The organism is Providencia sp. PROV_01, assembly GCF_053098325.1.
This window is the reverse complement of record NZ_JBRFKD010000002.1, coordinates 3,775,843-3,801,672: the sequence shown is the minus strand read 5'-3', so window position 1 is coordinate 3,801,672 and position 25,830 is coordinate 3,775,843. Positions and strand designations below refer to the sequence as shown.

General features: G+C 39.5%; 18 protein-coding genes, 3 tRNA genes and 1 riboswitch. Of the genes, 16 read left to right on the top strand and 5 right to left on the bottom strand.

Annotated elements, in window-relative coordinates; genetic code table 11:
• Positions 1–15: 15 nt before the first annotated feature.
• Positions 16–113: riboswitch (TPP riboswitch) on the bottom strand.
• A gap of 112 nt (positions 114–225) precedes the next feature.
• The 13 genes from rppH (at position 226) to ACU696_RS18385 (ending at position 19,607) form a co-directional block, all read left to right on the top strand.
• On the top strand, positions 226–759 hold the full coding sequence (gene rppH, locus ACU696_RS18445; RefSeq protein ID WP_004908658.1) for an RNA pyrophosphohydrolase: 534 nt from the start codon (positions 226–228) through the stop codon (positions 757–759).
• Between the two features lie 3 nt (positions 760–762).
• Positions 763–3,009, top strand: coding sequence for a phosphoenolpyruvate--protein phosphotransferase (gene ptsP / locus ACU696_RS18440; protein WP_209101898.1), 2,247 nt, complete (start codon positions 763–765; stop codon positions 3,007–3,009).
• Between the two features lie 163 nt (positions 3,010–3,172).
• Complete coding sequence (gene lgt, locus ACU696_RS18435) at positions 3,173–4,069, top strand: prolipoprotein diacylglyceryl transferase (protein WP_004908663.1); 897 nt, start codon at positions 3,173–3,175, stop codon at positions 4,067–4,069.
• Positions 4,070–4,188: 119 nt separating this feature from the next.
• Positions 4,189–5,040, top strand: a complete 852-nt coding sequence (locus ACU696_RS18430; RefSeq protein ID WP_004908666.1) for a thymidylate synthase — start codon at positions 4,189–4,191, stop codon at positions 5,038–5,040.
• Between the two features lie 317 nt (positions 5,041–5,357).
• Positions 5,358–5,843, top strand: a complete 486-nt coding sequence (locus tag ACU696_RS18425; RefSeq protein WP_004908669.1) for a prepilin-type N-terminal cleavage/methylation domain-containing protein — start codon at positions 5,358–5,360, stop codon at positions 5,841–5,843.
• Positions 5,837–6,442: a prepilin peptidase-dependent protein gene (locus ACU696_RS18420; RefSeq protein WP_109911785.1), complete on the top strand. Its 606-nt coding sequence runs from the start codon at positions 5,837–5,839 to the stop codon at positions 6,440–6,442. Before ACU696_RS18425 ends, ACU696_RS18420 begins: the two co-directional genes overlap by 7 nt.
• Entirely contained in the window at positions 6,439–6,882 is a 444-nt protein-coding gene (locus ACU696_RS18415; RefSeq protein ID WP_004908674.1) for a DUF2509 family protein, read from the top strand. The genes ACU696_RS18420 and ACU696_RS18415 overlap by 4 nt, the downstream gene beginning before the upstream one ends.
• Positions 6,879–7,265 carry a prepilin-type N-terminal cleavage/methylation domain-containing protein gene (locus ACU696_RS18410; protein ID WP_117162525.1) on the top strand — a complete coding sequence of 129 codons (387 nt, stop codon included), beginning with the start codon at positions 6,879–6,881 and terminating at the stop codon, positions 7,263–7,265. Before ACU696_RS18415 ends, ACU696_RS18410 begins: the two co-directional genes overlap by 4 nt.
• The gene (recC, locus tag ACU696_RS18405; protein ID WP_004908679.1) at positions 7,243–10,617 is read left to right on the top strand and encodes an exodeoxyribonuclease V subunit gamma; all 3,375 of its coding nucleotides are present in this window, start codon (positions 7,243–7,245) and stop codon (positions 10,615–10,617) included. Before ACU696_RS18410 ends, recC begins: the two co-directional genes overlap by 23 nt.
• Positions 10,618–10,634: 17 nt before the next feature.
• Positions 10,635–13,532: a pitrilysin gene (gene ptrA, locus ACU696_RS18400; RefSeq protein ID WP_209101900.1), complete on the top strand. Its 2,898-nt coding sequence runs from the start codon at positions 10,635–10,637 to the stop codon at positions 13,530–13,532.
• Complete coding sequence (recB, locus tag ACU696_RS18395) at positions 13,529–17,137, top strand: exodeoxyribonuclease V subunit beta (RefSeq protein WP_209101902.1); 3,609 nt, start codon at positions 13,529–13,531, stop codon at positions 17,135–17,137. The genes ptrA and recB overlap by 4 nt, the downstream gene beginning before the upstream one ends.
• Positions 17,137–18,984, top strand: coding sequence for an exodeoxyribonuclease V subunit alpha (recD, locus tag ACU696_RS18390; RefSeq protein WP_109911790.1), 1,848 nt, complete (start codon positions 17,137–17,139; stop codon positions 18,982–18,984). The genes recB and recD overlap by 1 nt, the downstream gene beginning before the upstream one ends.
• A gap of 53 nt (positions 18,985–19,037) precedes the next feature.
• Positions 19,038–19,607 carry a hypothetical protein gene (locus ACU696_RS18385; protein ID WP_004908691.1) on the top strand — a complete coding sequence of 190 codons (570 nt, stop codon included), beginning with the start codon at positions 19,038–19,040 and terminating at the stop codon, positions 19,605–19,607.
• 103 nt (positions 19,608–19,710) lie between these two features.
• On the opposite strand, the gene argA is transcribed toward ACU696_RS18385, so the two are convergent.
• Positions 19,711–21,054, bottom strand: coding sequence for an amino-acid N-acetyltransferase (gene argA / locus ACU696_RS18380; RefSeq protein WP_109911792.1), 1,344 nt, complete (start codon positions 21,052–21,054; stop codon positions 19,711–19,713).
• Positions 21,055–21,416: 362 nt separating this feature from the next.
• Between argA and amiC the strand changes: the two genes are divergently transcribed.
• Positions 21,417–22,667, top strand: a complete 1,251-nt coding sequence (gene amiC, locus ACU696_RS18375; RefSeq protein WP_004257585.1) for an N-acetylmuramoyl-L-alanine amidase AmiC — start codon at positions 21,417–21,419, stop codon at positions 22,665–22,667.
• Between the two features lie 136 nt (positions 22,668–22,803).
• On the opposite strand, the gene ACU696_RS18370 is transcribed toward amiC, so the two are convergent.
• The 3 genes from ACU696_RS18370 to ACU696_RS18360 form a co-directional block, all read right to left on the bottom strand.
• Positions 22,804–22,880 (bottom strand) — tRNA-Met (locus ACU696_RS18370).
• An 18-nt stretch (positions 22,881–22,898) separates the two neighbouring features.
• Positions 22,899–22,975, bottom strand: a tRNA-Met gene (locus ACU696_RS18365).
• Between the two features lie 61 nt (positions 22,976–23,036).
• Positions 23,037–23,113, bottom strand: a tRNA-Met gene (locus ACU696_RS18360).
• A gap of 232 nt (positions 23,114–23,345) precedes the next feature.
• On the opposite strand from ACU696_RS18360, the gene mltA reads away from it, so the two are divergent.
• Together mltA and tcdA are read left to right on the top strand one after the other, a co-directional pair.
• Positions 23,346–24,467 carry a murein transglycosylase A gene (gene mltA, locus ACU696_RS18355; RefSeq protein ID WP_004908700.1) on the top strand — a complete coding sequence of 374 codons (1,122 nt, stop codon included), beginning with the start codon at positions 23,346–23,348 and terminating at the stop codon, positions 24,465–24,467.
• Between the two features lie 30 nt (positions 24,468–24,497).
• Entirely contained in the window at positions 24,498–25,313 is an 816-nt protein-coding gene (gene tcdA / locus ACU696_RS18350; protein WP_004908703.1) for a tRNA cyclic N6-threonylcarbamoyladenosine(37) synthase TcdA, read from the top strand.
• Between the two features lie 41 nt (positions 25,314–25,354).
• Here the strand turns inward: tcdA and csdE are convergent, their stop codons facing one another.
• A complete protein-coding gene (gene csdE, locus ACU696_RS18345; protein ID WP_004908705.1) occupies positions 25,355–25,813 on the bottom strand; it encodes a cysteine desulfurase sulfur acceptor subunit CsdE in 459 nt (152 codons plus the stop codon).
• Positions 25,814–25,830: the final 17 nt, after the last annotated feature.

The following is a 25,830-nucleotide window of genomic DNA, read 5'->3' as shown; positions in this document are numbered from 1 at the left end:
GAACCGGTGCAGATATGCAGGCGGTGGCTCAAATCCCTACGCCGGTATTAACCGGATCAGGTTCTACGGGTTATTTCTCAGCCTAAATAAATTCGGCACCCCGTTGAGATGTTCACTATTGTAGTGACTTCAGGCATATCTGCAAACTGTATTGATATAGGTTTACCAGTTTAGGTATGTGTGAAACAATTAGGCATCTTTCAAATTTGGTTATTGAGGTAGTCTGTGATTGATGATGATGGCTACCGCCCGAATGTAGGAATTGTAATTTGTAATCGGCAAGGGCAAGTTTTATGGGCCCGCCGCTATGGTCAGCACTCATGGCAATTTCCTCAAGGAGGCATCAATCCTGGGGAATCGCCGGAACAGGCGATGTATCGTGAGCTATACGAAGAAGTCGGGCTACAGCGTAAAGATGTCAGGTTATTGGCATCTACCCGTAATTGGTTACGTTACAAATTACCCAAGCGTTTGGTGCGTTGGGATACAAAACCTGTTTGTATTGGGCAGAAACAGCGTTGGTTTTTACTCCAACTTCAATGCAATGATGCCGATATAAACGTGCAGCGCAGTAAATCGCCAGAATTTGATGGCTGGCGATGGGTCAGTTATTGGTATCCTGTTAGGCAGGTCGTTTCTTTTAAACGTGAAGTTTATCGGCGTGTCATGAAAGAATTCGCCCCCGTAGTAATGCCTTTACAGGAACAAAAATTACCACAACGACCCACTTTTAATAACCGTAGGCGTGGAGCAAAGTAGCCTATGTTGATGCGTTTACGTGAAATTGTCGAAAAAGTTGCAATGGCGACAAGTTTGACTGATGCGCTAGAAGTGTTGGTGAATGAGACTTGCAAAGCAATGAGAACAGATGTTTGTTCCATTTATTTAGCCGATCACCTTCGCCAATGCTATTACTTAATGGCAACCCGCGGGTTAAAAAAACCTAGCGGGATTGCTATTCGTCTAGGTTTTGATGAAGGTGTCGTAGGGGCGGTAGGGCGCCAGTCTGAGATGCTCAATCTAGCCGATATTCGTGAACACCCTCAGTATAAATTCCTGCCTCAGCTTAAAGAAGAACGCTTGAGAGCTTTCTTAGGTGTTCCCGTGGTCTATCGTCGCCAATTATTAGGCGTGCTGGTGGTACAGCAGCGGGAAAAGCGGTTGTTTAATGAAACCGAAGAATCTTTCATGGTCACATTGTCAATGCAACTGGCTGTGATTTTGTCACAAGCGCAAGCGAAAGGTATTTTTGGGCAATATCGGCAAAATAGAATTAAAGCGATTCCGGTATCACAGGGAATTGCAATGGCTTATGGGTGGCAAGATAGCTCCCAACCTTCTTTAGATAGTATTTTCCAAGCGAGTGCTATTGATATCGATAAAGAAAAACAACGCCTTGTCGCCGCTCTTGAAAGTGCCACAGCAGAATGTCGTCGTATTAGTAAGCGTTTTATGGCTAGCTCAGCAAAAGAAAGTGCTGCGATTTTTGATCTCTATAATCACCTACTTAGTGACCCTCAACTAAAAAAACACCTGTTTGCCGCTATTAATGACAATGCAACCGCTGAATGGGCGGTTAAAACGGTTATTGAAAATTATGTGGAGCAGTTTTCTCGTCTGCGTGACCTTTATCTAAGGGAAAGAGGGGCAGACTTAAAAGCATTAGGTCAACGCTTATTGTTTCATCTTGATGATTCACTTACCGCAAATGAACAATGGCCAGAAAGCTTTATTTTAGTTGCTGATGAGCTAAGTGCTAGCGTGTTGGCTGAGTTGCCTATTGAACAACTTGCCGGTGTGGTCGTGCGTGACGGAGCAACACATTCTCATTCTGCGATTTTAATCAGAGCCATGGGGATCCCTGCAATTATGGGGGCTGATATTGAGCCTTCGTTATTACATAACCGCCATTTAATATTGGATGGGTACCGTGGTGAGGTCTTTATTGAACCTGAAAATTTAATTGTTCAGGAATATCAGCAAATTATTGAAGAAGAAAATGCCATTAGCCGCTTAGCTGAAGGGACTCTTGAGCAAGATGCAATACTTAAAGATGGCGAAAAAGTTCACATTTACCTTAATGCAGGTTTAAGTCCGCTTTACGAGCAACAAATTAACACTGGGGTTGATGGTGTTGGTTTGTATCGTACTGAGCTGCCTTTTATGCTGCACAATGGTTTTCCCTCGGAAGATGAGCAGAAACAGCTCTATAAGGAAGTTTTGCAACTTTTTCCTACCAAACTGGTTGTGCTAAGAACTCTTGATATAGGGGCAGATAAACAGCTGCCTTATATGCCAATTAGCGAAGAAAACCCAAGCTTAGGTTGGCGTGGTATTCGTATTATGTTGGACCAGCCCGAGATCTTTTTGATTCAGCTAAGGGCTATGTTACGGGCGAATACGCTTTCGGGTAATTTACGTATTTTATTACCGATGGTGACAAGTGTTAATGAGATAGACGAAGCAATTTTGCTGGTTAAAAGAGCAAGAGAAGAAGTGAGTGTTTTATTAAAAATGCCAGTTGAGATGCCTCAAATTGGTATTATGCTTGAAGTTCCTTCTTTACTGTTTTTACTACCTGAAATTAAAAAACGTGTTGATTTTATCTCTATCGGGACTAATGACTTTACACAATATTTACTTGCTGTTGACCGTAATAACACCCATGTAGCAGCGCTATATGATAATCTTCATCCCTCAGTTGTGCGCTTTTTAGCAAAGGTAAGTGAAGAGTGCCAACGCCTGGAACTCCCTGTAAGCGTTTGTGGGGAAATGGCAGGTCAACCACTTAGCGCAATGGTATTAATTGCACTTGGGTATCGCTCTTTAAGTATGAGTGGGCGTAGTGTTCCTCGCATGAAATATTTAATCCGCCAGCTTGACCCTGCTTTGATGTCACAGTTAGTACCGAAGTTATTGGCTGCAGAAACTTGTGATAGCGTTAGGCAAGAAGCGAGTGAGTTTATGGAACAGCACCGTTTAGGTGGTTTTGTGCGTGGTGGAATTTAATTTACAACAAGATGTAAGCATCTAATTTGGTTAAGGCCTAAAAATATCAAGTATAAATGATGATACTTTTTGTTGTATGCTTCAGGGTGCTTCACAAATTGAAGCCTGTTGAATACGTAATAGTCGACGAGTAGTTGGCTTAATGATTAAAAAGTGGGGAACAATGAGTAACAACTACTTAGCATTTCCGGAAATAGATCCTGTTATGTTTTCGATTGGGCCAGTGTCGTTACATTGGTATGGTTTTATGTACCTTGTTGGTTTTGTTTTTGCCCTTTGGCTTGCAGGGCGTCGTGCCGCAAAACCAAATAGTGGCTGGACAAAAAATGAAGTCGAAAACTTGTTATATGTTGGCTTTGTTGGCGTATTTGTTGGTGGTCGGCTAGGTTACGTTTTCTTCTATAATCTTCCTGTTTTTCTTGATGATCCTCTATACCTCTTTAAGGTTTGGGATGGCGGTATGTCCTTCCATGGGGGCTTAATCGGTGTGATATGTGCCATGATGTGGTTTGCTCATCGTACTCGCCGTCGTTTCCTGCAAGTTTCTGACTTTGTTGCACCATTAATTCCATTTGGTTTAGGCATGGGGCGTATTGGGAACTTTATTAATGGGGAGCTATGGGGACGAGTTACACTTGATACGCCATGGGCATTTTTATTTCCACATTCACGCAGTGAAGATATTCAGCTTGCCGCCCAAGACCCTTCGTTACTACCCATATTAGAGCAGTATGGTGTGCTACCAAGACATCCATCACAACTTTATGAAATGTTCTTAGAGGGAATTGTTCTGTTTCTCATCTTGAACTTATTTGTGCGTAAGCCCCGCCCTATGGGGAGTGTTTCTGGGCTATTCTTGATTGGTTATGGTGCATTTAGGATTATCGTTGAATTCTTTAGGCAACCGGACGCACAGCTTGGTTTATTTGGTGGTATTAGTATGGGGCAAATTCTATCAATCCCAATGATTATTATTGGCATTCTAATGATTGTCTGGGCTTATAAATATGGTAAGAATGTGCCGGCTCATAAGCCACTAAAAGAGCCTAAAAAGAGTTAATTAGTCCATTTATTGGGGCTAACTTAGTCTGTTGAGTATAACTATTTTGTAAATAAAACAATGAAATACAATAAGGCGAAGGTTAGCCACTTAAGTTATTTTTGAAAAAGAGAGTCACTATGAAGCCGTATCTTGATTTATGCCAGCGTATTATTGATGAGGGTCAATGGGTTGAAAACAAACGTACAGGTGTTCGTTGTTTAACCGTTATTAACGCTGACCTTGAATATGATGTTGGTAATAATCAATTCCCCTTGATTACGACTCGTAAAAGTTTCTATAAAGCGGCGATAGCTGAACTTCTCGGTTATCTCCGTGGCTATGACAATGCAGCTCAATTTCGTGAAATTGGTTGTAATACTTGGAATGCAAATGCAAACGAAAACCAAGCATGGCTGAATAATCCCCATCGCAAAGGTGAAGACGATATGGGGCGCGTATATGGTGTTCAAGGGCGCTCATGGCAACGCCCAGATGGAACACATTTAGATCAGCTGAAAAAAGTCGTCAATAACTTAAAGAATGGTATTGATGACCGTGCGGAAATTATCACTTTCTATAACCCTGGTGAATTTGAAATGGGCTGCTTGCGTCCTTGCATGCATACTCATACTTTTTCACTATTAGGTGATACGCTACATTTAACATCTTACCAGCGTAGCTGTGATGTACCTCTTGGTTTAAATTTCAACCAAGTACAATGTTTTGTTTTACTCGCTCTAATGGCTCGTATTACAGGACATAAAGCAGGTAAGGCTTATCATAAAATTGTGAATGCACATATCTATGAAAACCAATTACCTTTAATGCGTGATGTCCAACTAAAACGTGAGCCTTTTGCTTCTCCGTCATTGATTATTAACCCCAAAATTCAGTCATTAGAAGATCTCGAAACATGGGTAACTTCAGATGATTTTATCCTTGAAGGGTACCAGTGCCATGAGGCTATCAAATATCCATTTACTGTTTGATTAGTGAATAAATTTTTAACTAAGATGGTTTTATCAAAAACCATCTTAGTATTGTTTTTTAATATCTTATTAATTTTCCTCCTTTATCAATCTCATCATCCTTGACGAAATTTATCTTGGCTCATAAGCCATTTACTTTCGTGTATTTATTTTGACTGAACTATTTCTTTGCGAGGCTCTTCGCAAATTGAGTTGTATTGCTCTGAATCTATCTATTTTTTTGCGAAACGTTATGCAGTTTGTAATCACAAAACTCGCTATACCGTTTTTTTTGGGCAATCTCAGGCTTGTGTATGAAAAAGTGGAGTCACAACAAGATGAGAGTTGATTCAAATACAATACAGCGTGGTTTCACCTTAATTGAAATTCTTATTGTTTTATTTATTTGCTCTTTCATTATGTTGTCCGGTTTATATCAATGGCAACAGCAGGTAGAAAGACAACGGTTAATCGATGCTGCTAGGCAAGTATCTGAGTTTATTTATAGCCAAATGATAGAAGGGGTCTATTTAAATAGGTACCAAATATTATCGGTTAAGGTTGGGAAAGGTGATTGGCAGCTTATTGTTAAGGATGCAAATAACAAGCAGCAAGTTGGCAAGCTAACAGCAGAAAGGCACCAAGGAATAACTCTTAGCAAAGCAAGCCGTACTTCAATCCAGCTTTATGGAAAACAGGGAACTATTCGTGCTTTTAGCATAGAGCTAAAAAATCAACATGAGCAAATCACAATTTATATTTCTTCATTAGGTCGTATAAGAAGTTGTAGCCATAAAAAAATGGCCGGAGTACCGAAATGTTGACCCTCTTAACTAACGATAAATTAAAAAAGCAGCAAGGATTTACGCTAATTGAAATGTTGATGGCAATGGCTATCAGTAGCATTGTGTGTGTATCAGCGATGAGCGCCATTCCCACATTATTTAAACAAACTTATCGGTCTTACATTCAATATCAAATAGACAGGGATATAAGACAAACATTGATAAACATGGAAAAAGATTTTAGAAGGATTGGTTATTGCAGTAGCCTGAATTGTGGAAAGGAGCCTTTAAAAATTGCATCTAAGGCTTTAAGCCAAGGGAACAATTCATGCATTATTTTTGCTTATGACCAAGATTTATCAGGTAACTGGGAAAATATTAAATCTAAATCGATAGATTCTGATTATTTCGGTTATCGCTTAAATAATGAAAAATTAGAAACCAATAGGAATGTCAGGGATTGCAATGGAATACGTTGGCAATCGCTATTTGATGAGAAGCTAATCAAGGTTAAAAAATTAGTATTTAATTGGCGGGAAAATGTGCAATTACTTGAAATGGAAATTAGCCTTAGAACAGAGTTATTACCTAATCAAACATTTAATTACCGAATAGCGGCCTTGGTTAGAAATTTATGAAGCGTATAGAGCAACAACAGGGAAATGTTTCTCTATTGATGGTTATTATTTTTATCACAATAGGCACATTATTGATTAAATCTGTGCATTTCTTCCAAGAACGAGCTAGAGATGAGCAGCGTAATGAAATTAAGTATTTCGATGCTTTTAATAAAGCAGAATCAGCCCTTGCATGGGGAGGAACATTGCATTGGGATAGTAAACATAGAGAATTAAGGCATTGGGTTTGCCAGAAAGAGGAAACTCAACAATGGAAAAGTTGCTTAAAACATTACAAAGGGGCGACTTTCGTACTTTCGGGACAAAGTCATTACCGCTCTGAAAATGAAATTAAAGTTTACCGGTGGATGGTATTGGATGTAAATAAACGACAGTTTTTTCCTCGTGAAAAAGGGTGGTTAGATTATTGTCCAGTGATTAAAAAAGGGTTTTGCGAGTGAGAATAAAGCAGCAAGGGTTTGCATTAGTTGAAGCGATGATTGGCGTGGTTATTTTTGCTATTTCACTGGTAGCTTTGGTAAACTATTCTCAATATATCATATTGAATTTTAATCAATTGTATATGAATTCTTCGGCAATTAGAGTGCTGCATAGCACATTAGAAAAAAGCGTAATGTCAGGGAAACCAATATCAGGGGAGAAAAATTCTTCCATAGGGCCAAATTTGCGTTACCCTGAATGGAAACTGCAAACAGTTCGCATACCACGGGTCGATAACTGTACTGAGTTAATGGTATCGTTAACGGTAAAAAAACAGCCATTTTCATTGAGTCGTTGGTATTGCTCAACAGGAGAGCATCATGTTTCAAGTGTATCATTCTAATCAATTAGATTTATTAAAAGATCTAATGACTCATTTAATGAAAAATGAACCACTTTCTCATCCTTTTGAGCAAGAAATAATTTTAGTACAAAGTCCTGGAATGTCACAGTGGCTACAAATCGAACTTGCTAAGCAGTTTGGTATCGCTGCAAATATTAATTATCCCTTACCAGCAACATTTATTTGGGATATGTTTAGGCGGGTCTTACCGAAGATTCCAAAAGAAAGCGCTTATACCAAACAAGCAATGACATGGAAATTAATGACAATATTGCCAACCGTCATTAACGAAGAAGAATTTGAACCTTTAAGGCATTATCTTCAAGAGGATACCGATAAACGTAAGCTGCATCAACTTGCAGGTAGGATTGCTGATTTATTTGACCAATATTTGGTATATCGCCCACAATGGGTTGAAATATGGCAAAAAAATGAATTAATAGAGGGGCTAAGTGAAAATCAATTGTGGCAAAAACGTTTGTGGCAATGCCTTGTTGATTATTCAAATGAATTAAAACAGCCGCCTTGGCACAGAGCTAATTTATATCAACATTTTATTGATACATTATCATCGAATCCTGATTTAGGAAAAATGCTGCCAAAGCGTATTTTTATTTGCGGTATCTCATCTCTTCCACCTGTTTATTTACAAGCTATCAATGCAATAGCAGAACATACAGATGTTCATTTAATGTTCACTAACCCATGTCGTTATTATTGGGGAGACATTCAAAGTGCATCATTTTTAGCTAGGTTGCAGCAAAGGAAACTTCGGCATTATCTTGACAAACATGAAATTTCTCGTTTTAAACTTGAGGATCATACTCCTAATTTATTTAATGAAAATGGTGAGCAGGATATCGTAAATCCACTGCTTGCATCGTGGGGAAGGCTAGGACGAGACAACCTATACTTTATTTCTCAAATCGATAGTGCTAATGAAATTTCAGCTTATGTTGATACTGAACGAGCCAATTTATTAGAGAATATCCAGCAGGATATTTTAGATCTCGAAAACCATGCTCAATTAGGAACAACATTAGAAAATTATGAAACGAGTGTGGGTAAGCGGCCAATCAATGAGCTAGATGATTCGATAACATTCCATTTATGCCATAGTGCACAGCGGGAAGTCGAAGTATTACAAGATCATCTACTTTCTCTCTTTGAGCAAGACCCATCGTTAACCCCGCGTGATGTGATAGTCATGGTTGCCGATATCGACAGCTATGCTCCCTATATTCAGGCTGTTTTTGGTAATACAGCATCAGTTCGTTATATCCCTTTTTCAATATCCGATAGGAAAGCGCTACAGGCTCACCCTATTTTACAAGCATTTATTATGCTACTCGATTTACCTCAGAGCCGCTTTTCAACGGAGCAAGTTCTCAGTCTACTTGAGGTTTCTGCTTTTTCTCAACGTTTTGGTATTGATGAAAGTGAATTAAGTTTATTACGCCGCTGGGTTAATGAATCAGGGATTCGCTGGGGGCTTGATGATGATAATGTACGCTCCTTCGCTTTGCCGGTGATAGGGCAAAATACATGGGAATTTGGCTTAAGTAGAATGTTGCTTGGCTATGCAATGGACAGTAGAAATGGCCCGTGGAATGGTATTTTACCTTACGATGAGTGTAGTGGCTTAGCGGCTCAGCTTGCCGGGAAATTAGCATTATTAATCAATACACTAAGAGAGTGGCGCGCTGTACTAGCACAGGAACGTCCACTTGCAGAATGGAAAGAACTTTGCCAGCAATTACTTGATAGCTGTTTTATGGTTGATGGTGAAACTGAACTGGTTCTCGCACTATTGACGGAACAGTGGCATCAAATAATTGATAACGCGATAACTTCAGGATATGAAGAGCAAATTCCATTACGATTAATTCGTGATGAACTTTCAGTTCGTTTTGATGATGAAAAGATTAGTCAACGTTTCTTGGCTGGAGCCGTTAATTTTTGTACTTTGATGCCAATGCGCTCGGTGCCATTTAAGGTTGTGTGTTTACTGGGGATGAATGATGGTGCTTACCCTCGGAATATACCGCCTTTAGGGTTTGATTTGATGGCTGAAAAGCCTGTGCGTGGAGACCGAAAACGCAGGGACGATGATAGATATCTGTTTTTAGAAGCATTGAATTCAGCATCTAAACAACTTTATGTTAGCTATATCGGGCTTTCTATTCGCGATAATCAACCTTGTAATCCATCAGTATTAGTAACTGAATTAATTGATTATATATGCCAAAGCTTTTGTTTAGTTGGCGATGAAACGTTGACCATTGATGAAAGTGCTAAGCGGTTAAGCGAGCATCTGGTTATTCAACATAATAGAGTCCCATTTGCAAAAGAAAATTTTTTACCAGAAACACCTTTTCAGAGCTTCGCGAGCGAGTGGTTACCTGCCGCAAAAACAACAAATAAAGTTGATGAACCATTTTGTTCAGTACTTGAAACTCGTGAACCCATTACGGAAATTTCTTTAGAACAATTATTACGTTTTTATCGTCACCCGATTAGGGCATTTTTTCAACAACGTTTGAAAGTACATTTTTCTATTGAAGAAACTGAACTACCAGAAGAAGAGCCATTTAACTTAGGTAGATTACAACGATATAAAATTAATGATCAAATTTTAGATTTACTTGTCAAAGATAAGAATATTGAGCCTTTTTATTCTGCTTTAAAAGCATCGGGCCAGCTGCCTGCTAGGCAATTTGGTCAACTTTTTTGGGAACAGCAGTTGAACGAAATATCGCCATTAGCCGAAAAAGTTAAAGAATATGATATGCAGCTATTTGATTATCCGTTTGATTTTCAGTTAAATGGGATAAAAATCACAGGGTTACTGAAAAATATTCATGAAACAGGAATGGTACGCTATCGTCCTGCTTACTTAACCGCTAATGATGGGGTGCAGCTATGGGTGGAGCATTTGCTATTTAACTCACAAATTGGTGAAGGGGAAAGCCTTGCACTAGGAAGAGATAATAGTATTTGGCAGTTTTCCGCTATTAACAAAGAAGATGCATTGGTTTATCTACAAGATTTAGTCGTAGGCTACTGTGAGGGGTTTAATTCTCCGTTAATTCTTCTTTCTCAAAGTGGTTGGAGTTGGGTTAAGGCTTGTTTTGATAAAAAGACGAAACAGTACGATTTTTTGAGTGAAGAAACTCAGCAAAAAGCATTATCTGCTTTGCTCCAAAACTTACAAGGAAGTCAGATACAAAGAGGCGAGATGGAAGATGATTATGTGTCAAGAATTTGCAGAAGCATTGATGATGTGATGATTAAAACTTTATTATCAAATACTCAGCGGTTTTTATTACCGATGACAAAATACTTGAAATGACAGGAGAGCACCAAAGGATGCAATATTTATCCAAAAATATCGCTCATCTATTTTTATTACTGGTAATTTTTTTCGGTGGCCAAGCGATTGCAGCACAACCACTTTGGCAAATTTTGCCTGAAACAGTAAATAAAAGCGAAAGTGACCCTAGGGAATATAAAGCCATCAAACTCAGTAATGATATGACGGTTTTATTAGTATCAGATGCCAAAGCGACAAAATCATTGGCTGCTGTATCGATACCTGTTGGTAGTATTGAAAACCCAAATAGCCAATTAGGGCTGGCCCATTATTTAGAGCATATGGTTTTAATGGGTTCTAAAAAGTACCCCGAGCCAAGCAGTTTCTCTGAGTTTTTACAAAAACATGGTGGTAGCCATAATGCAAGCACGGCATCTCACCGCACTGCTTATTATTTTGAAGTTGAAAATGGCGCATTAAAAGAAGCAACGGACAGGCTTGCAGATGCATTGGCTGAGCCACTTTTAGACCCGATTAATGCAGATAGAGAACGTAATGCAGTTAATGCAGAACTTACAATGGCACGTTCTCGTGATGGGATGCGTATATGGCAAGTACGTTCTGAAACATTGAACCCATTACACCCGAATTCGCGTTTTTCGGGAGGGAATTTAGAGACTCTAAAAGATAAACCTAATAGCAAACTACAAGATGAGCTACTGGGTTTTTATAAGCAGTATTATTCTGCAAACCTAATGAATGCAGTACTTTACGGCGACCAGTCTATTGAGTCATTAGCGAATATCGCACAGGAAACATTTGGGCGTATACCTAATTTTAATGCAAGTGTTCCTGCTGTTAATATCCCCGCAGTAACGGAGAATGAAAAAGGTATTATCATCCATTATGTGCCGGCTCAACCGCAAAAAGCCATACAAATTGAATTTAGTATTAAAAATAATATGGCAGATTTTCGCAGTAAAAGTGATAACTATATTAGTTACTTAATTGGCAATAGAAGTCCAGGGACACTAGCTGATTGGTTAATATCACAAGGACTTGCTGAAGGTATAAGCGCTTCTGCATCCCCAAATTTAGATAGAAACTATGGCTCTTTCTCTATTTATGTCACGTTGACAGATAAAGGCTTACAAGAAAGGGACGAAATTATTGCAGCTATTTTTTCTTATCTTGAGTTAATTAAGAACGATGGAATCAATAAAAGTTACTTTGATGAAATAGCAAAAGTTCTTAATTTATCATTCCGTTATGGTTCAATTGTTAGGGATATGAACTACATTGAATGGTTATCAGACCAAATGATTGATGTTCCTGTTAATCATGTTCTGGATTCAGATTATATTGCTGATAAGTATGATCCTGAGGCGATTAAACAGCGTTTATCAGAGCTCAGCGCGCAAGAGGCAAGGATTTGGTTTATTAGCCCAAATGAACCGAATAACAAAAAGGCGTATTTTGTTGATGCGCCGTATCAAGTTAACAAAATTACAGCAAAACAATTTAAATCGTGGGCAAGTTTAGAATCTAAAATGAATTTTAAATTACCCGCTTTAAACCCGTATATTGCTGATAATTTATCATTAATTAAAACTAGTAAGGCTTATAAACACCCTGAATTCATCTATCAAGATGGCAATACGCGTGTGTTATATATGCCAAGTCAATATTTTGCTGATGAGCCAAAAGCAAGTATCACTTTATCATTACGTTCTAATCAAGGGGATAAAGATGCCAAGGAACAAGTAACGGGCTCTTTATTACAATATATCGCTTCATTGAAAATGGATGAGCTGCAATATCAAGCATCGGTAGCGGGTATGTCAGTCTCTGTTTCTCAAGGAGTTGGTCTGCAATTAAATGCCAGTGGTTACACCCAACATTTACCTGAACTCTTTTTATCCATGACTCAGCTATACCTGAATTTTGAGCCAACGGAACAAGAGCTAGCCCAAGCAAAATCTTGGTATAAAGAGCAAATTGAAGTTGCTAATAATGCGAAAGCTTATGAGTTGGCTATGCAACCGCTTCAACGTATTAATAGTGTGCCTTACTTTGAGCAAGAACAGCGTTTAGCGGAGCTAGATAAAATTTCACTGCAAGACATCACTAGCTACCGTGAAATGATAGTTAAAAGCGCAGCATTACAAGCGTTGGTCTTTGGCAATATGACTGAGTCACAAAGCATTAAAACTATTAAAGATGCACAGCAATTATTAAAGAGCGAAGGTACCAATTGGTGGCGTGGTGATATTGTCGTTATTGACAAAAATTATCTAGCCGATTTCCAAAAGCAGGGAAATAGCTCAGATAATGCGCTTGCTGAAATCTTTATTCCGGACGGTTATAGCCGCATTGATGGTGCAGTATTATCAGGTATTCTTTCTAAAGTGATTCAGCCTTGGTTTTATGATCAACTAAGAACTAATGAGCAACTGGGTTATGCAGTATTTGCTTTTAAAACTGGGCTGGGTGATCAGTGGGGTATGGGCTTTTTGATTCAAAGTAATGCCAAAACACCGAGTTATTTGAATACACGTTACCAACAATTTTATCTTCAAGCATTAGAGAAACTGAAAAAACTACCGATAGATGAATTTAATCAATATAAACAATCTATTATCACGGAAATGAACCAACCACCTCAAACATTCTATGAGGAAGTCGGTCGTTATTCATCTGATTTTTCTAGAAATATTTTCAGTTTTGATACTCGTGAAAAAGTTATTACAACTTTAGGTAGTGCAACGAAAGAACAAGTCATTGAGTATTATGAAAATGCAGTTATAAAGCACAAAGGGTTAGCCGTTAGCTCCCAAGTTATAGGCCGAGGAGTTGACACTAAAGTAGGATATGCGCATCTGAAAGATTGGGTGCTTTACCCAACAGCTTCTCAGTTGCAAAAGATTTTACCAATAAAGGAAGATGCTGAGTGAATAAAGTGCAGGTAGAGTCCCAATTACTGAATGTTTTTTCCTTGCCACTGCGTGGACAGCGGTTAATTGAAGCATCAGCAGGAACGGGTAAAACGTACACAATTGGTATACTTTATCTGCGGCTTTTATTAGGTCTGGGAGGCGTTAATGCGTTTCCTCGGCCGTTAAGTGTTGAAGAAATCTTAGTTGTAACATTTACAGAAGCTGCAACGAATGAGTTACGTGGGCGTATTCGTCAACGTATTCATGATATGCGCTTAGCTTGCTTAAGAAATGGTGTTGGTTTCGAGTCGCAGCCTGAGTATCTTGAATTATTAGCCGAGCTTTCGGGGGAGTCTCAAAGAGAATTCGCTGCGCGATGGTTGCAGGCTGCGGAAAGGCAAATGGATGAAGCAGCAATATACACTATCCATGGTTTTTGCCAAAGAATGCTAGTTCATAATGCATTTGAGTCAGGAGTGCTATTTGAACAGACCATGATTCAAGATGAATTTCCGATTCAGAAACAAGCCTGTGCAGATTTTTGGCGCCGCCATTTTTACCCTTTAAATTACTCCATGACGAAAGTCATTCAGTCACTGTGGAGTGGTCCTGAAGCATTGCTCTCGGAGATTAAACCTTTCTTACAAGGTGATATTCCTTTAATTATTAACCAACCAAAGCAAATTGAATCTCTAGAAGAACGGCATCAGCGACTAATCTTGTTAATTGAGTCTGTAAAAGCGGCATGGTTAGAAAATTCAGCAGATTTTGAGAAGCTTATCGCTGATTCCGATGTTGATAAACGAAGTTATAGTACTCGTTTTCTACCTACATGGTTGATAAAAATCGGTGAATGGGCTCAAGAAGAAACAGAAGATTATCAGCTACCTAAAGATCTTGAACGCTTTTCACAAACGGTACTACATAAAAAATCAAAAAGTGGTTCGGGGCCAGAGCATGTTGTTTTCCAAAGAATAGATGAGCTACTTTCTCAATCATTAACCCTAATAGATCTGATTATTCCACTGGCTATTGCAGAGGTGAGGGAGGCTATCACTTTTGAAAAACATAACCGAGGTGAGATGGGGTTTGATGATTTGTTGACCCGTTTAGACAGTGCTCTTGCTCAAGAAAGCGGAAAATTTTTAGCTCAAGCTATTAGCCAACGTTTTCCCGTTGCAATGATAGATGAGTTTCAAGATACAGATGCACAGCAATACCGTATTTTTCAACGCATTTATCGGGAAGTTAATGACAGTGCATTACTTTTTATCGGCGACCCTAAACAAGCTATATATGCTTTTCGAGGCGCTGATATTTTCACCTATATCGAAGCAAAAAATGAAGTTAGTGCTCACTATACATTAGAGACTAACTATCGTTCATCGCAAAATATGGTTGAAGCTATTAATCATCTATTTTCTCGTTGTCAGTCCCCATTTATTTTTGAGCAAATTCCTTTTCAACCCGTTAATTTTGCTAAGCAAAATAGTGATAAAAAACTTATTCATGATGGTGAAAAAGTCAAATCACTTGCATTTTGGCAACTTGAAGCGGAAGGTGTCTCCGTTGCTGAATATGAACAAGCAACAGCTTCACAATGTGCGGTACAAATAGCACAATACTTACAAGGCGGGTTGCAAGGTAGTAGCTATTTTGACAATCAAGGGGCGCATACACCTGTTGAAGCTTCTGACATTACAGTGTTGGTGCGCAGCCGACGAGAAGCCGTATTAATTCGTGATGCTTTAAATCGGTTAAATATCCCTTCTGTATTTCAATCTAATCGGGAAAGTGTATTTTCAACACCAGAAGCGAGAGATTTACTGTGGTTGCTACAGGCAGTTTTAACACCCGAAAAAGAACGTGTTTTGCGTAGTGCATTGGCGACAGGGATATTGGGTTTAACCGCTAAACAAATTGATGACTTAAACCATGATGAAAAATCGTGGGAAAAAATTGTAGATGAATTTGCTCGTTATGCCATGGTTTGGCAAAAGCGTGGCGTGCTTCCCATGCTTAGAATGGTCATGGCGCAGAGGCAGATTGCAGAAACGTTATTATCAGGCACTGATGGAGAACGCCGCTTGATGGATGTGATGCATATTGGTGAGCTATTACAAGAAATGTCATTACAGCTTGAAGGTGAGCACACACTAACACGTTGGCTAGCACAACAAATTGCCCATCCTGACCATCAATCTGACGTACAGCAAATGCGTCTTGAAAGTGATAAACACTTGGTGCAAATCAGTACCATTCATAAATCTAAAGGCCTTGAATACAAGATTGTTTGGTTACCTTTTGCGAGCAATTTTTTACCTCAATCTAAAGGCTTGTATCACGACAGAACAGATTATGGGGTACGTCTAGATTTAAATGATAGTGAAGAAAATGTTGCTTTAGCTGATGAAGAACGTCTAGCAGAAGACCTGCGTTTATTGTACGTGGCACTTACAAGAGCCATCTATCACTGTAGTGTTGGTATTGCACCATTAATTAAAGGTAATAGGAAAAAAAGTGGTGAAACAGACTTACACTTATCTGCGCTGGGCTATGTTATCCAAAAAGGACAAGCTGGAGACTGCTTACTATTAAATGACATGTTGGCTGAGATTAGCAATGACGTTATTGATGTTATCGTGATTAATCAACCTAAGTCGGAACGTTTATTATTAGAACAAAATGACAGCGTAAACTTGTCTGCAAGAACGGTGACTCGTCATTTTAATGATCATTGGCGTGTTACTAGTTATTCGGGGCTAAGTTATGGCTCAAGCCATACAGAGGCAGAACAATCAGTTTCAGCATTGCAATTTGCGAATTCATTAGCCCCTAATATGGATATTGAGGCCAGTATTGATGTGGAGCAGCAGGAAGGTGAGTCTTTTACTCTAACCCCTCATCAATTTCCTAAAGGCGCATCTCCGGGAACATTTTTACATAGCTTGATGGAGGAAATTGACTTTAGTGAGCCGGTTTCTCAAGAGTGGTTGTCTGAGAAACTTGAATCCTCAGGGTTTGACTTACATTGGGCATCAATGCTGCAAGAATGGCTACACGCAATTGTACAGGCACCATTATCAGAAGACGGGCTATGTTTGTCTGCATTACAGGTTCAAGACCAATTAGATGAGATGCAGTTTTATCTTCCTATTGAGTCAATATTGAGTGCAAGCCACTTAGATAAGATAACGCATCAATATGACCCATTATCACAACGTTGCCCCCCGCTCAATTTTGAGAAAGTTCAGGGGATTTTAAAGGGCTTTATTGACCTCACCTTTTACTGGAAAGGTAAATTTTATCTTCTTGATTATAAGTCAAATTATCTAGGGAAGGATGCTAGCTTTTATACCCAAGAGGCCATGGCTGAAGCGATGATAGACCACCGCTATGATTTACAATATCAACTATATTCGTTGGCGTTACATCGTTACCTAAAGCAAAGAATGCCTAATTATGACTATGAAGCCCATTTTGGAGGCGTTTATTATTTATTTTTAAGAGGAATAGATAATGTCAATTCAAGTAATGGAATTTTCTTTTGTCGCCCAATAGGCGCTTTTATTGAAGCGTTAGATAGCTTATTTAAAAATGCTCAACAAGGGGAGTCAGCTTAATGAAATCCCTATTTAATCAGGCTATTGAGGAATATATCTTTACACCTCTAGATGTGCAATTTGCTTACAGTATTTCTGACAATAAGCACCCTATAGTGCTTACTATTGCCGCACTTCTTAGTGCAGAAACCATGGCTGGACATGTTTGTTTAGCGCTGGCAGATGTTATACCTGAAAAATTATTTGCAGGAAGGCACCCAGAGTTAGCCGCTGAATTTTGGCAAAAAATGGGAGAGCCGAGCGAACAAGAACTTTATCAAACGCTAAAACAAGCAAATGCAGTGTCACTATCAACAGAAAACAAAATCTCTCCTTTGGTGCTTTCGGGGGGATACTTATATTTTCAACGAATGTGGCAATATGAGCAGTATGTCGCAAACTTTTTCGCTAGTACATCAGTAGACAAACAAAATAATGCTCAAATTAAGAGTGTATTGGATAGCCTATTTCCCATTACTGATGAAATAGATTGGCAAAAAATTGCCGCAGCAGTTGCTGTAACCAGTAAGGTATCAATTATATCAGGGGGGCCGGGGACAGGAAAAACGACAACAGTTGCGCGTATCCTTGCGGCATTAATTAAACTTGAAGCCAGGCATCACCATAAAATTAGAATTGAGCTGGCCGCTCCAACAGGTAAGGCTGCAGCTAGGTTGACAGAGTCCCTCGGTGAGGCGATGAAAAAAATTCCTTTAACTGATGAAGAACGCGCAGTTTTACCTAATCATGCAAAAACATTGCACCGTTTATTAGGGGCTCAACCTGAGAGCCAGCAGTTTCGCTATAACCGTGATAATCGTTTATCTCTTGATGTACTCATTGTTGATGAAGCCTCAATGGTAGATTTACCTATGATGAGTAAATTACTTGAGTCATTACCTGAAAATGCAAAGTTAATATTTTTAGGTGATAAAGACCAATTAGCCTCGGTCGAGGCAGGGGCAGTATTAGGGGATATTTGTCAGTTTGCTGATAATGGTTATAGTGTAGAAAGAGCGTCTCAGCTTTCGGAACTAACAGGGCATTCTATCGAATCTTATGCATCACCAAGCGGCCCTGCTATTCGTGATAGCCTATGTCTACTACGTAAAAGCTACCGTTTTTCTGCAGACTCAGGGATTGGCCAACTCGCTTTTGCTGTAAACGAAGGTAATGTTTCTCAAGTTCAACAATTACTAAACCAACAGCGGCCGGATGTACATAGTTATATCCAAGAAACTGCGGATGATTACGCGAAAATTTTATTAGATGCCGCTGAAAATTATAAGGAATATCTGCTTGCGGTAAAAGATAAAGAAGACCCTGAGCAGGTTTTGAAAAAATTTAACCAATATCGGTTACTAACGGCTCTGCGAGAAGGACCTTTTGGCGTTATTGGCCTAAACGATAAATTGGAAAAATTGTTTCATAGACAAGGGATAATAAACCGCCCATATAATTTATCGAATAAACACTATGCAGGCCGGCCAATTATGATTAGTCGTAATGATAGCCCTCTAGGACTCTTTAATGGGGATATCGGTATCATTTTACCTGATGAAGAAAATGCACTTAGAGCTTATTTTCAATTTCCTGATGGGACTATACGTGGAGTGCAACCTAACCGACTCCCACAACATGAAACAGCTTATGCGATGACAGTTCATAAATCACAAGGTTCGGAGTTTGCTCATACCGCATTGGTTTTACCAAATGTATATTCTCCCGTAATGACCCGTGAGCTAGTGTATACGGCGATAACTCGAGCTAAAAAAGAGCTATCTCTTTATGGCAGTCCAAAGGTATTACGTCGAGCAGTTGAAACGCCAACCAAGCGGCGAAGCGGTTTAGCGACCCAATTAATGTGACTAGTTTATATGTAAGTTACGTGAATATTTAACCCTAAAGTAAAGGTAATGAGATGGATAACCAGCAAGCAATGACGGCAATTACAGTAACATTAAATGCAAGGCTTGAACCGATTAGACGTGGCGATTTAGAAGACGCATTTAATGAAGTCATGAAAAGCATGGGTAAAAATATCCATGTCACAGGTGGTGGAACACTATTAGCTGATAATGGTGAAGCGCAGGAATGCGATATAGAAATAGCACTTGAAGAGGCCAGTGACGAAAATATCAGTTTAATTATTCAACTTTTTTCTTCAATGTTAGCTCCAAAAGGTTCTCGTTTATTTATTCATGGCGAAGATGTGCGAATTGATTTTGGCTCAGATGAAGGTATGGCTATTTATTTCAACGGGACAGAGCTCGCAGATGAGGTTTATGAAAATGGGGATATCAATGAGGTGTTCGATATCCTAGATGAAGCAGTGGAAGACATCGGGAGTATTCACGGAGTTTGGGATGGCCCGACAGAAACCGCATTTTATTTTTATGGTACTTCTTTCGCTGAGATGAAAGCTGCAATACAGCCACATATAGACTCCATTCTTTTGTGCGAGAAAGCCAGAGTTATTCAGATAGCTTAGTGGCTATTCCGTGGTTTTAAAGTCACAACCCAAACTATACATCCTTGTATAGTTTGGAGTTAAAGCAGGCGACTAAACAGTCATTATTTGACGATTCTAATGTTTATTTATCCGGTTGGTTTTTTAAATCTAAAATCAATATCTTAGAACGGCGCTGGTAGTTATATAAAGCCTGTTTTTTCATTGGTAACATCTCAATTTCCGCGGGGGTAAAACCACGCTCTTGAAACCAATGGATGCTACGAGTTGTCAGAACAAATAGTTTATCTAGGCCAAATTGTTTCGCCTGTACGGCAATACGGTGCAGAAGTTCTTCTCCTCTAGACGAACTGCGGTAATCAGGATGAACAGCGACACATGCCATTTCACCTAATTTTTCTTCTGGATAAGGGTAAAGCGCTGCACAAGCGATGACTAAGTTATCACGTTCAATAATGGTAAATTTATCAATTTCCATTTCTAACTGTTCACGTGAACGTCTAACTAAAATCCCTTGCTGCTCTAATGGGCGAATAAGCTCTAATATTCCACCAATATCATTAATGTTAGCACGGCGAATTTGTTCCGCACTTTCCATGACGATTTGTGTACCAATACCATCACGTGAGAACAATTCTTGAATTAAAGACCCATTTTCTTGATAGCTCAATAGATGGCTACGGCGGACGCCTCGGCGGCAAGCTTTTGCTGCTCCACGCAGGAAACGCACGGTTCCTGAATAGAAATCACCTTCAGATTCCAGCTCTTGAATGCGGTTTTCTGCTTCATTCGGAAATAATTCAGATAAAATATTGCCGTTTTTATCTGCAACACCTTGAGAGGAGCAAAAGCCAATCAGCTTTTCTGCTTTCATTTTAACTGCCAATTGGGTGGCAATTTCTTCAGAGGTCAAATTAAAACTTTCCCCTGTGACTGAGACAGCAACCGGCCCAATTAGAACGATAGAACCATTATCTAACTGATTATTAATAGCTTCTTCATTAATACGACGGATCCTTCCGCTGTGGCAATAATCAATGCCATCATCGACCCCGAGAGGCTGGGCAATAACGAAATTGCCACTAACCACATTAATATGCGCCCCTTGAAGTGGGGTATTTCCTAAGCTCATAGATAACCGAGCTGTAATATCTAATTGTAAAGCTCCAGAAGCTTGTTTTACATATTCAAGTGTATTCGCATCGGTTACGCGAGTATGTTTATGATAAACCGCCTCATATTGGTGCTCAGCTAAGATATCCTCGATTTGAGGTCTTGCGCCATAAACGACAATAATTCGGATGCCTAAACTATGCAATAACCCTATATCATTGACAATACTGGGAAAATTTTCATGCGCAATCGCTTCACCACCAAGCATAATAATAAATGTTTTGCCGCGGTGGGCGTTTATATAAGGGACCGAATGGCGAAACTCATCAACCAACTCGGTGCTGCGCTCTTTCATAACAACCCTCTTAATTGAATTTTTATTCGTTAATAATGTATTTTTATTCTTTTTGTTGGGAAATATCAAGTAAAAGATAGGATAAAAAAAGTAACATTTTTATTTTTTACATTTACATATCTCTAAACTTAACTGGATATACTCTACGAAATCTAAATTGCATAAAATTGACACAGAAAGTCACTCACAAATATTTTCTCTTAGTATGATTAAGTTATACTCATTACTGTAACTCTATAGATGCTTTGATATATTCTTAATGACAGAGTGCAAATGATTAGTTAGAGTGCGTGTTTCAAGTCTAATTATTAGCAATTATCCTAAAATCACTTTATTTCTCAGTTCTAGGTTCGGAATTATTGATGAGTCACCAAGATCACAACCCATCTAAGCGTCGTTTTATTCAAGGCGCAGCTGCAGTTATGTTACTGAGCATTAGCCCATTCGGTTTTTCTGCGAGTAGCAGTGTGGTGGCTGTGCGTATTTGGCCAGCATCGAGCTATACTCGAGTTACATTGGAATCTAGCACTCCATTGAAGTACCGTCAGTTTGTGCTTAATAACCCTGAACGTATTGTGGTCGACCTTGAAGGGGTGCAGTTAAATAATGTGTTGAAAGATATGGGAACTCAAATTCAAACACGTGATCCCTATCTAAAACTAGTTAGAGTTGGGCAATTTGATCCAAAAACGGTTCGCTTGGTGTTTGAGGTTAAAAATAAAGTCAGTCCTCAATTCTTTTCGATGGCACCTGTCGCGGAATTTAAACACCGCTTGGTTCTGGATTTTTATCCAGGCAAAGGTGTTGATACCAATGATGACCCACTATTGGCATTGCTTGAGGATTACAATAAAGGTGATCTTGAAGAAAGTATGCCTGCTCAAGCGAAGAAACCTGGAAAGGCGGGAACGGATCGTCCAATTATTATTATGATCGACCCAGGACATGGTGGCGAAGACCCTGGTGCGATAGGTAAATATAAAACGCGTGAAAAAGATGTGGTTTTACAGATTGCCCGTCGCTTAAAAGCGTTGATAGATAAAGACCCTAAAATGCGCTCCTATATGACACGCAATGAAGATGTCTTTATTCCGTTAAAAGTCCGAGTAGCGAAAGCACGTAAAATGCAGGCAGATTTATTCGTTTCAATTCATGCAGATGCATTTACTAATCGTTCAGCCCGTGGTTCTTCTGTTTTTGCACTATCAACGAAAGGGGCTACTAGTAACACGGCTCGCTACCTTGCACAAACACAAAACGAAGCAGACTTAGTGGGGGGAGTGAGTAAAAGCGGTGATGTGTATCTTGACCATACGATGTTTGATCTCGTGCAAACCGCGACGATTAATGACAGTTTGAAATTTGGTGATGAAGTGTTAAAGCGGATGGGGAAGGTTAATAAATTGCATAAGAATAGAGTTGACCAAGCTGGATTCGCGGTACTGAAAGCACCAGAGATCCCATCTATTCTAGTCGAAACGGCTTTTATTAGTAATTTAGAAGAAGAACGGAAATTAAAAACAGCTAAATTCCAACAGCAAATGGCGGAATCCATTTTTGAAGGAGTAAAAGCTTACTTCCGTAATGGCGGTGCATTAGCAATTCGCAACTAATTGATTAAAATCAGATTAAGATAAAGAAAGGTGATAAGCGAGTGTGTGAATCGCCTTTTTTATTGATGATTAAAAATAGAAGATCTTATTGTGAAGTTATAAAAGGAACTGAATCAGAAATGATATTCGAAAGAATTGGTTGCGGGGGCTGGATTTGAACCAACGACCTTCGGGTTATGAGCCCGACGAGCTACCATGCTGCTCCACCCCGCGACTGAAGAGGTAAAAAATTGGTTGCGGGAGCTGGATTTGAACCAACGACCTTCGGGTTATGAGCCCGACGAGCTACCAAGCTGCTCCATCCCGCGACTGAATTTTTACGACTTTATACTGCAGATTTTTTGTTACTTTACTGATTTAATCAGTAATTGGTTGCGGGGGCTGGATTTGAACCAACGACCTTCGGGTTATGAGCCCGACGAGCTACCATGCTGCTCCACCCCGCGTCCGATGCGGGCACTATACTCGGGATGAGATCTGATGCAAGTTTTTTCGTGTTTTTTTTACAAAATTTAGCATTTACAGAACAAAATATGTTCTGTCTGGCTGTTTTTTACACTTTGATGAGTAGGGAAAGGAAAATAACCTCTCTAAATATATTTACACGTTTCATTCCCTAATTGGGTTTGCTATTGTGCGCTTCATATTGGATTGTTGGATTTATCTGGGTGGTAGAGCATGAATATAGGGCTAACAAAAATCGTCAATAAACATACAGTAAAAAAATGGTTAGTAACCAGCGTATTTCTTTCTTTATTGGCTGGATGCCAAACCCATCCAACGGATAAAGGCCAACAATATAAAGATGGTCGCTTAGTTCAGGATTTACAGAAAGTAAATCAGGTGAATGTAAATGGGCGACCTATAAATGCGCCAGATTTTAATCAACAGGTTAATGAAATTAAAAATGCATCACCGCGGTTGTTTAAAAATAATAACGACACCTACCATGCTATAGAGAATTGGTTGATGGCGGGAGGAAATCCGGCTCAATTGGCTAATTTCAATTTAACCGCTTTCCAAATGGAAGGCGCCGATAATTATGGAAACGTACAATTCACAGGGTATTACACGCCTGTTATTGAGGCCCGCCGTATGGCTCAAGGGGAGTTTCGTTATCCGTTGTACGGCATGCCACCAAAAGGAAAAACTCGCTTACCTAGTCGAGCAGCTATTTATAACGGTGCCCTGAGTGATAATTTAATTTTAGCTTATAGCAATTCACCGGTTGAAAATTTTATGATGGAAGTTCAAGGAAGTGGCTATGTTGATTTTGGGGATGGTAGCCCACTGAATTTCTTTGGTTATGCAGGTAAAAATGGTCACGCATACAAAAGTATTGGAAAAGTACTGGTGGATCGTGGCGAGGTTCCTCTGAGCCAAATGTCATTACAAGCTATTCATGATTGGACTAATCAGCATAGCGAGCAAGAAGTTCGCCAGCTTTTAGAAGAAAACCCGTCATTTGTATTTTTTAAACCACAATCATTTGTTCCTGTTAGAGGGGCAAGTGCTGTTCCTTTAATCGCTAAAGCATCCGTTGCATCAGATAAAACCCTTATTCCACCGGGTACAGCCTTGCTCGCAGAAATCCCTGTATTAGATAATAACGGGAAATTTACGGGGCAGTATGAAATGCGTATGATGATAGCCTTGGATGTCGGTGGGGCGATTAAAGGGCATCATTTTGATATTTACCACGGTATAGGCCATGAAGCTGGAAAAATGGCCGGTTTTTATAACCATTACGGGCGAGTTTGGGTGCTGAAAAAAAGCCAGCCGCTATTTGGTTCACTGTAGTTACAGGTTTAACTGAGGTTGTTCGTTATTATGCAAGCTAAGCTTTCTGATGCTTGGATGCAGCGTTTTGCTGGGATCGGGCGTTTATATGGGCAACATGCTCTTCATCTTTTTGCACGTTCCCACATTTGTGTCATTGGTATTGGTGGGGTAGGTGTGTGGGCCGCTGAGGCACTTGCTCGTTCAGGTATTGGGCATATCACATTGATTGATATGGATGATATCTGTGTGACTAATACTAATCGGCAATTACATGCCATCAAATCGACCGTTGGGCAGCCAAAAGTTGATGTGATGAAAAATCGTATTTTAGAAATTAACCCCGAATGTGTAGTAAATGTTATTGATGATTTTATTACGGTTGATAATGTCGCTCATTACCTTGATGCGGGGTTTGATTATGTTATTGATGCGATTGATAGTGTAAGGCCTAAAGCTGCGCTGTTAGCGTATTGTAGGCGCTTTAAAATACCCGTTATCACCACAGGCGGTGCTGGTGGGCAAATCGACCCAACAAAAATTCAAGTAGTGGACTTGGCTAAAACAGTTCAAGACCCGTTAGCGGCTAAGTTGCGAGAACGCTTAAAATCCGATTTTAACGTCGTTAAAAATGGAAAAGGAAAGCTTGGGATTGATTGTGTTTTTTCTACCGAACAGCTTGTTTATCCACAAAGCGACGGTACTGTGTGTGCGGCAAAAAGCACTGCGGATGGTTCAAAGCGAATGGACTGCGCTTCAGGCTTTGGTGCGGTTACTATGGTTACGGCTAGTTTTGGGTTTATTGCTGTTTCACATGCACTTAAAAAGATGATAGCAAAATCACAACGGGAAATGGAAAAACAGTAAAGTGAATGAGGCTATTGCGATAGATAGCCTCATCCAATGAATTATGCAGGCGTCATTTCATTAGCAATATTTTGAATTGCAGTAATGAGTGACTGAATACCATTTTGGCGCGATTCACTGAGCTGCCCAGGTAAGCCGGTTTGAGTTAGTAAGTGATTAAAATCAATTTCCATAATCTCTTTCGCTGTTTTTTGCTCAACTGCAGCTAACAAAATGGCAAATAATCCTTTCACTACTCGGCCTTCACTATCCCCATAAAAATGAAATGTTTCATCATCATTCAGTAGTGCGCCAATCCAAACACGGTTTTCACAGCCTTTAACTTCTTGAGTTTGCAGCTTTTCATCATCAGACAATGCTGGCAACTTTCTCGCCAATTGAATTAATAAACGATATTTATCTTCCCATGCTTTATGTGTGGAAAACTGTTCAACTATTTCTTGAATTTTAATCTCTGTACCGAATGGGTGCGGAGCAAGTTCATGGTTAGTCGAAGTCATTAGGCTTCCTTTATTGA

What these genes read in the sequence shown, in the direction of transcription:
- csdE (WP_004908705.1), bottom strand. Translation starts at nt 25,813, where the DNA reads ATGACTTCGACTAACCATGAACTTGCTCCGCACCCATTCGGTACAGAG.
- ACU696_RS18430 (WP_004908666.1), top strand. Translation starts at nt 4,189, where the DNA reads ATGAAGCCGTATCTTGATTTATGCCAGCGTATTATTGATGAGGGTCAA.
- ACU696_RS18425 (WP_004908669.1), top strand. Translation starts at nt 5,358, where the DNA reads ATGAGAGTTGATTCAAATACAATACAGCGTGGTTTCACCTTAATTGAA.
- argA (WP_109911792.1), bottom strand. Translation starts at nt 21,054, where the DNA reads ATGAAAGAGCGCAGCACCGAGTTGGTTGATGAGTTTCGCCATTCGGTC.
- amiC (WP_004257585.1), top strand. Translation starts at nt 21,417, where the DNA reads ATGAGTCACCAAGATCACAACCCATCTAAGCGTCGTTTTATTCAAGGC.
- ptsP (WP_209101898.1), top strand. Translation starts at nt 763, where the DNA reads ATGTTGATGCGTTTACGTGAAATTGTCGAAAAAGTTGCAATGGCGACA.
- ACU696_RS18415 (WP_004908674.1), top strand. Translation starts at nt 6,439, where the DNA reads ATGAAGCGTATAGAGCAACAACAGGGAAATGTTTCTCTATTGATGGTT.
- recD (WP_109911790.1), top strand. Translation starts at nt 17,137, where the DNA reads ATGAAATCCCTATTTAATCAGGCTATTGAGGAATATATCTTTACACCT.
- recC (WP_004908679.1), top strand. Translation starts at nt 7,243, where the DNA reads ATGTTTCAAGTGTATCATTCTAATCAATTAGATTTATTAAAAGATCTA.
- lgt (WP_004908663.1), top strand. Translation starts at nt 3,173, where the DNA reads ATGAGTAACAACTACTTAGCATTTCCGGAAATAGATCCTGTTATGTTT.
- tcdA (WP_004908703.1), top strand. Translation starts at nt 24,498, where the DNA reads ATGCAAGCTAAGCTTTCTGATGCTTGGATGCAGCGTTTTGCTGGGATC.
- mltA (WP_004908700.1), top strand. Translation starts at nt 23,346, where the DNA reads ATGAATATAGGGCTAACAAAAATCGTCAATAAACATACAGTAAAAAAA.
- ACU696_RS18420 (WP_109911785.1), top strand. Translation starts at nt 5,837, where the DNA reads ATGTTGACCCTCTTAACTAACGATAAATTAAAAAAGCAGCAAGGATTT.
- ACU696_RS18385 (WP_004908691.1), top strand. Translation starts at nt 19,038, where the DNA reads ATGGATAACCAGCAAGCAATGACGGCAATTACAGTAACATTAAATGCA.
- ptrA (WP_209101900.1), top strand. Translation starts at nt 10,635, where the DNA reads ATGCAATATTTATCCAAAAATATCGCTCATCTATTTTTATTACTGGTA.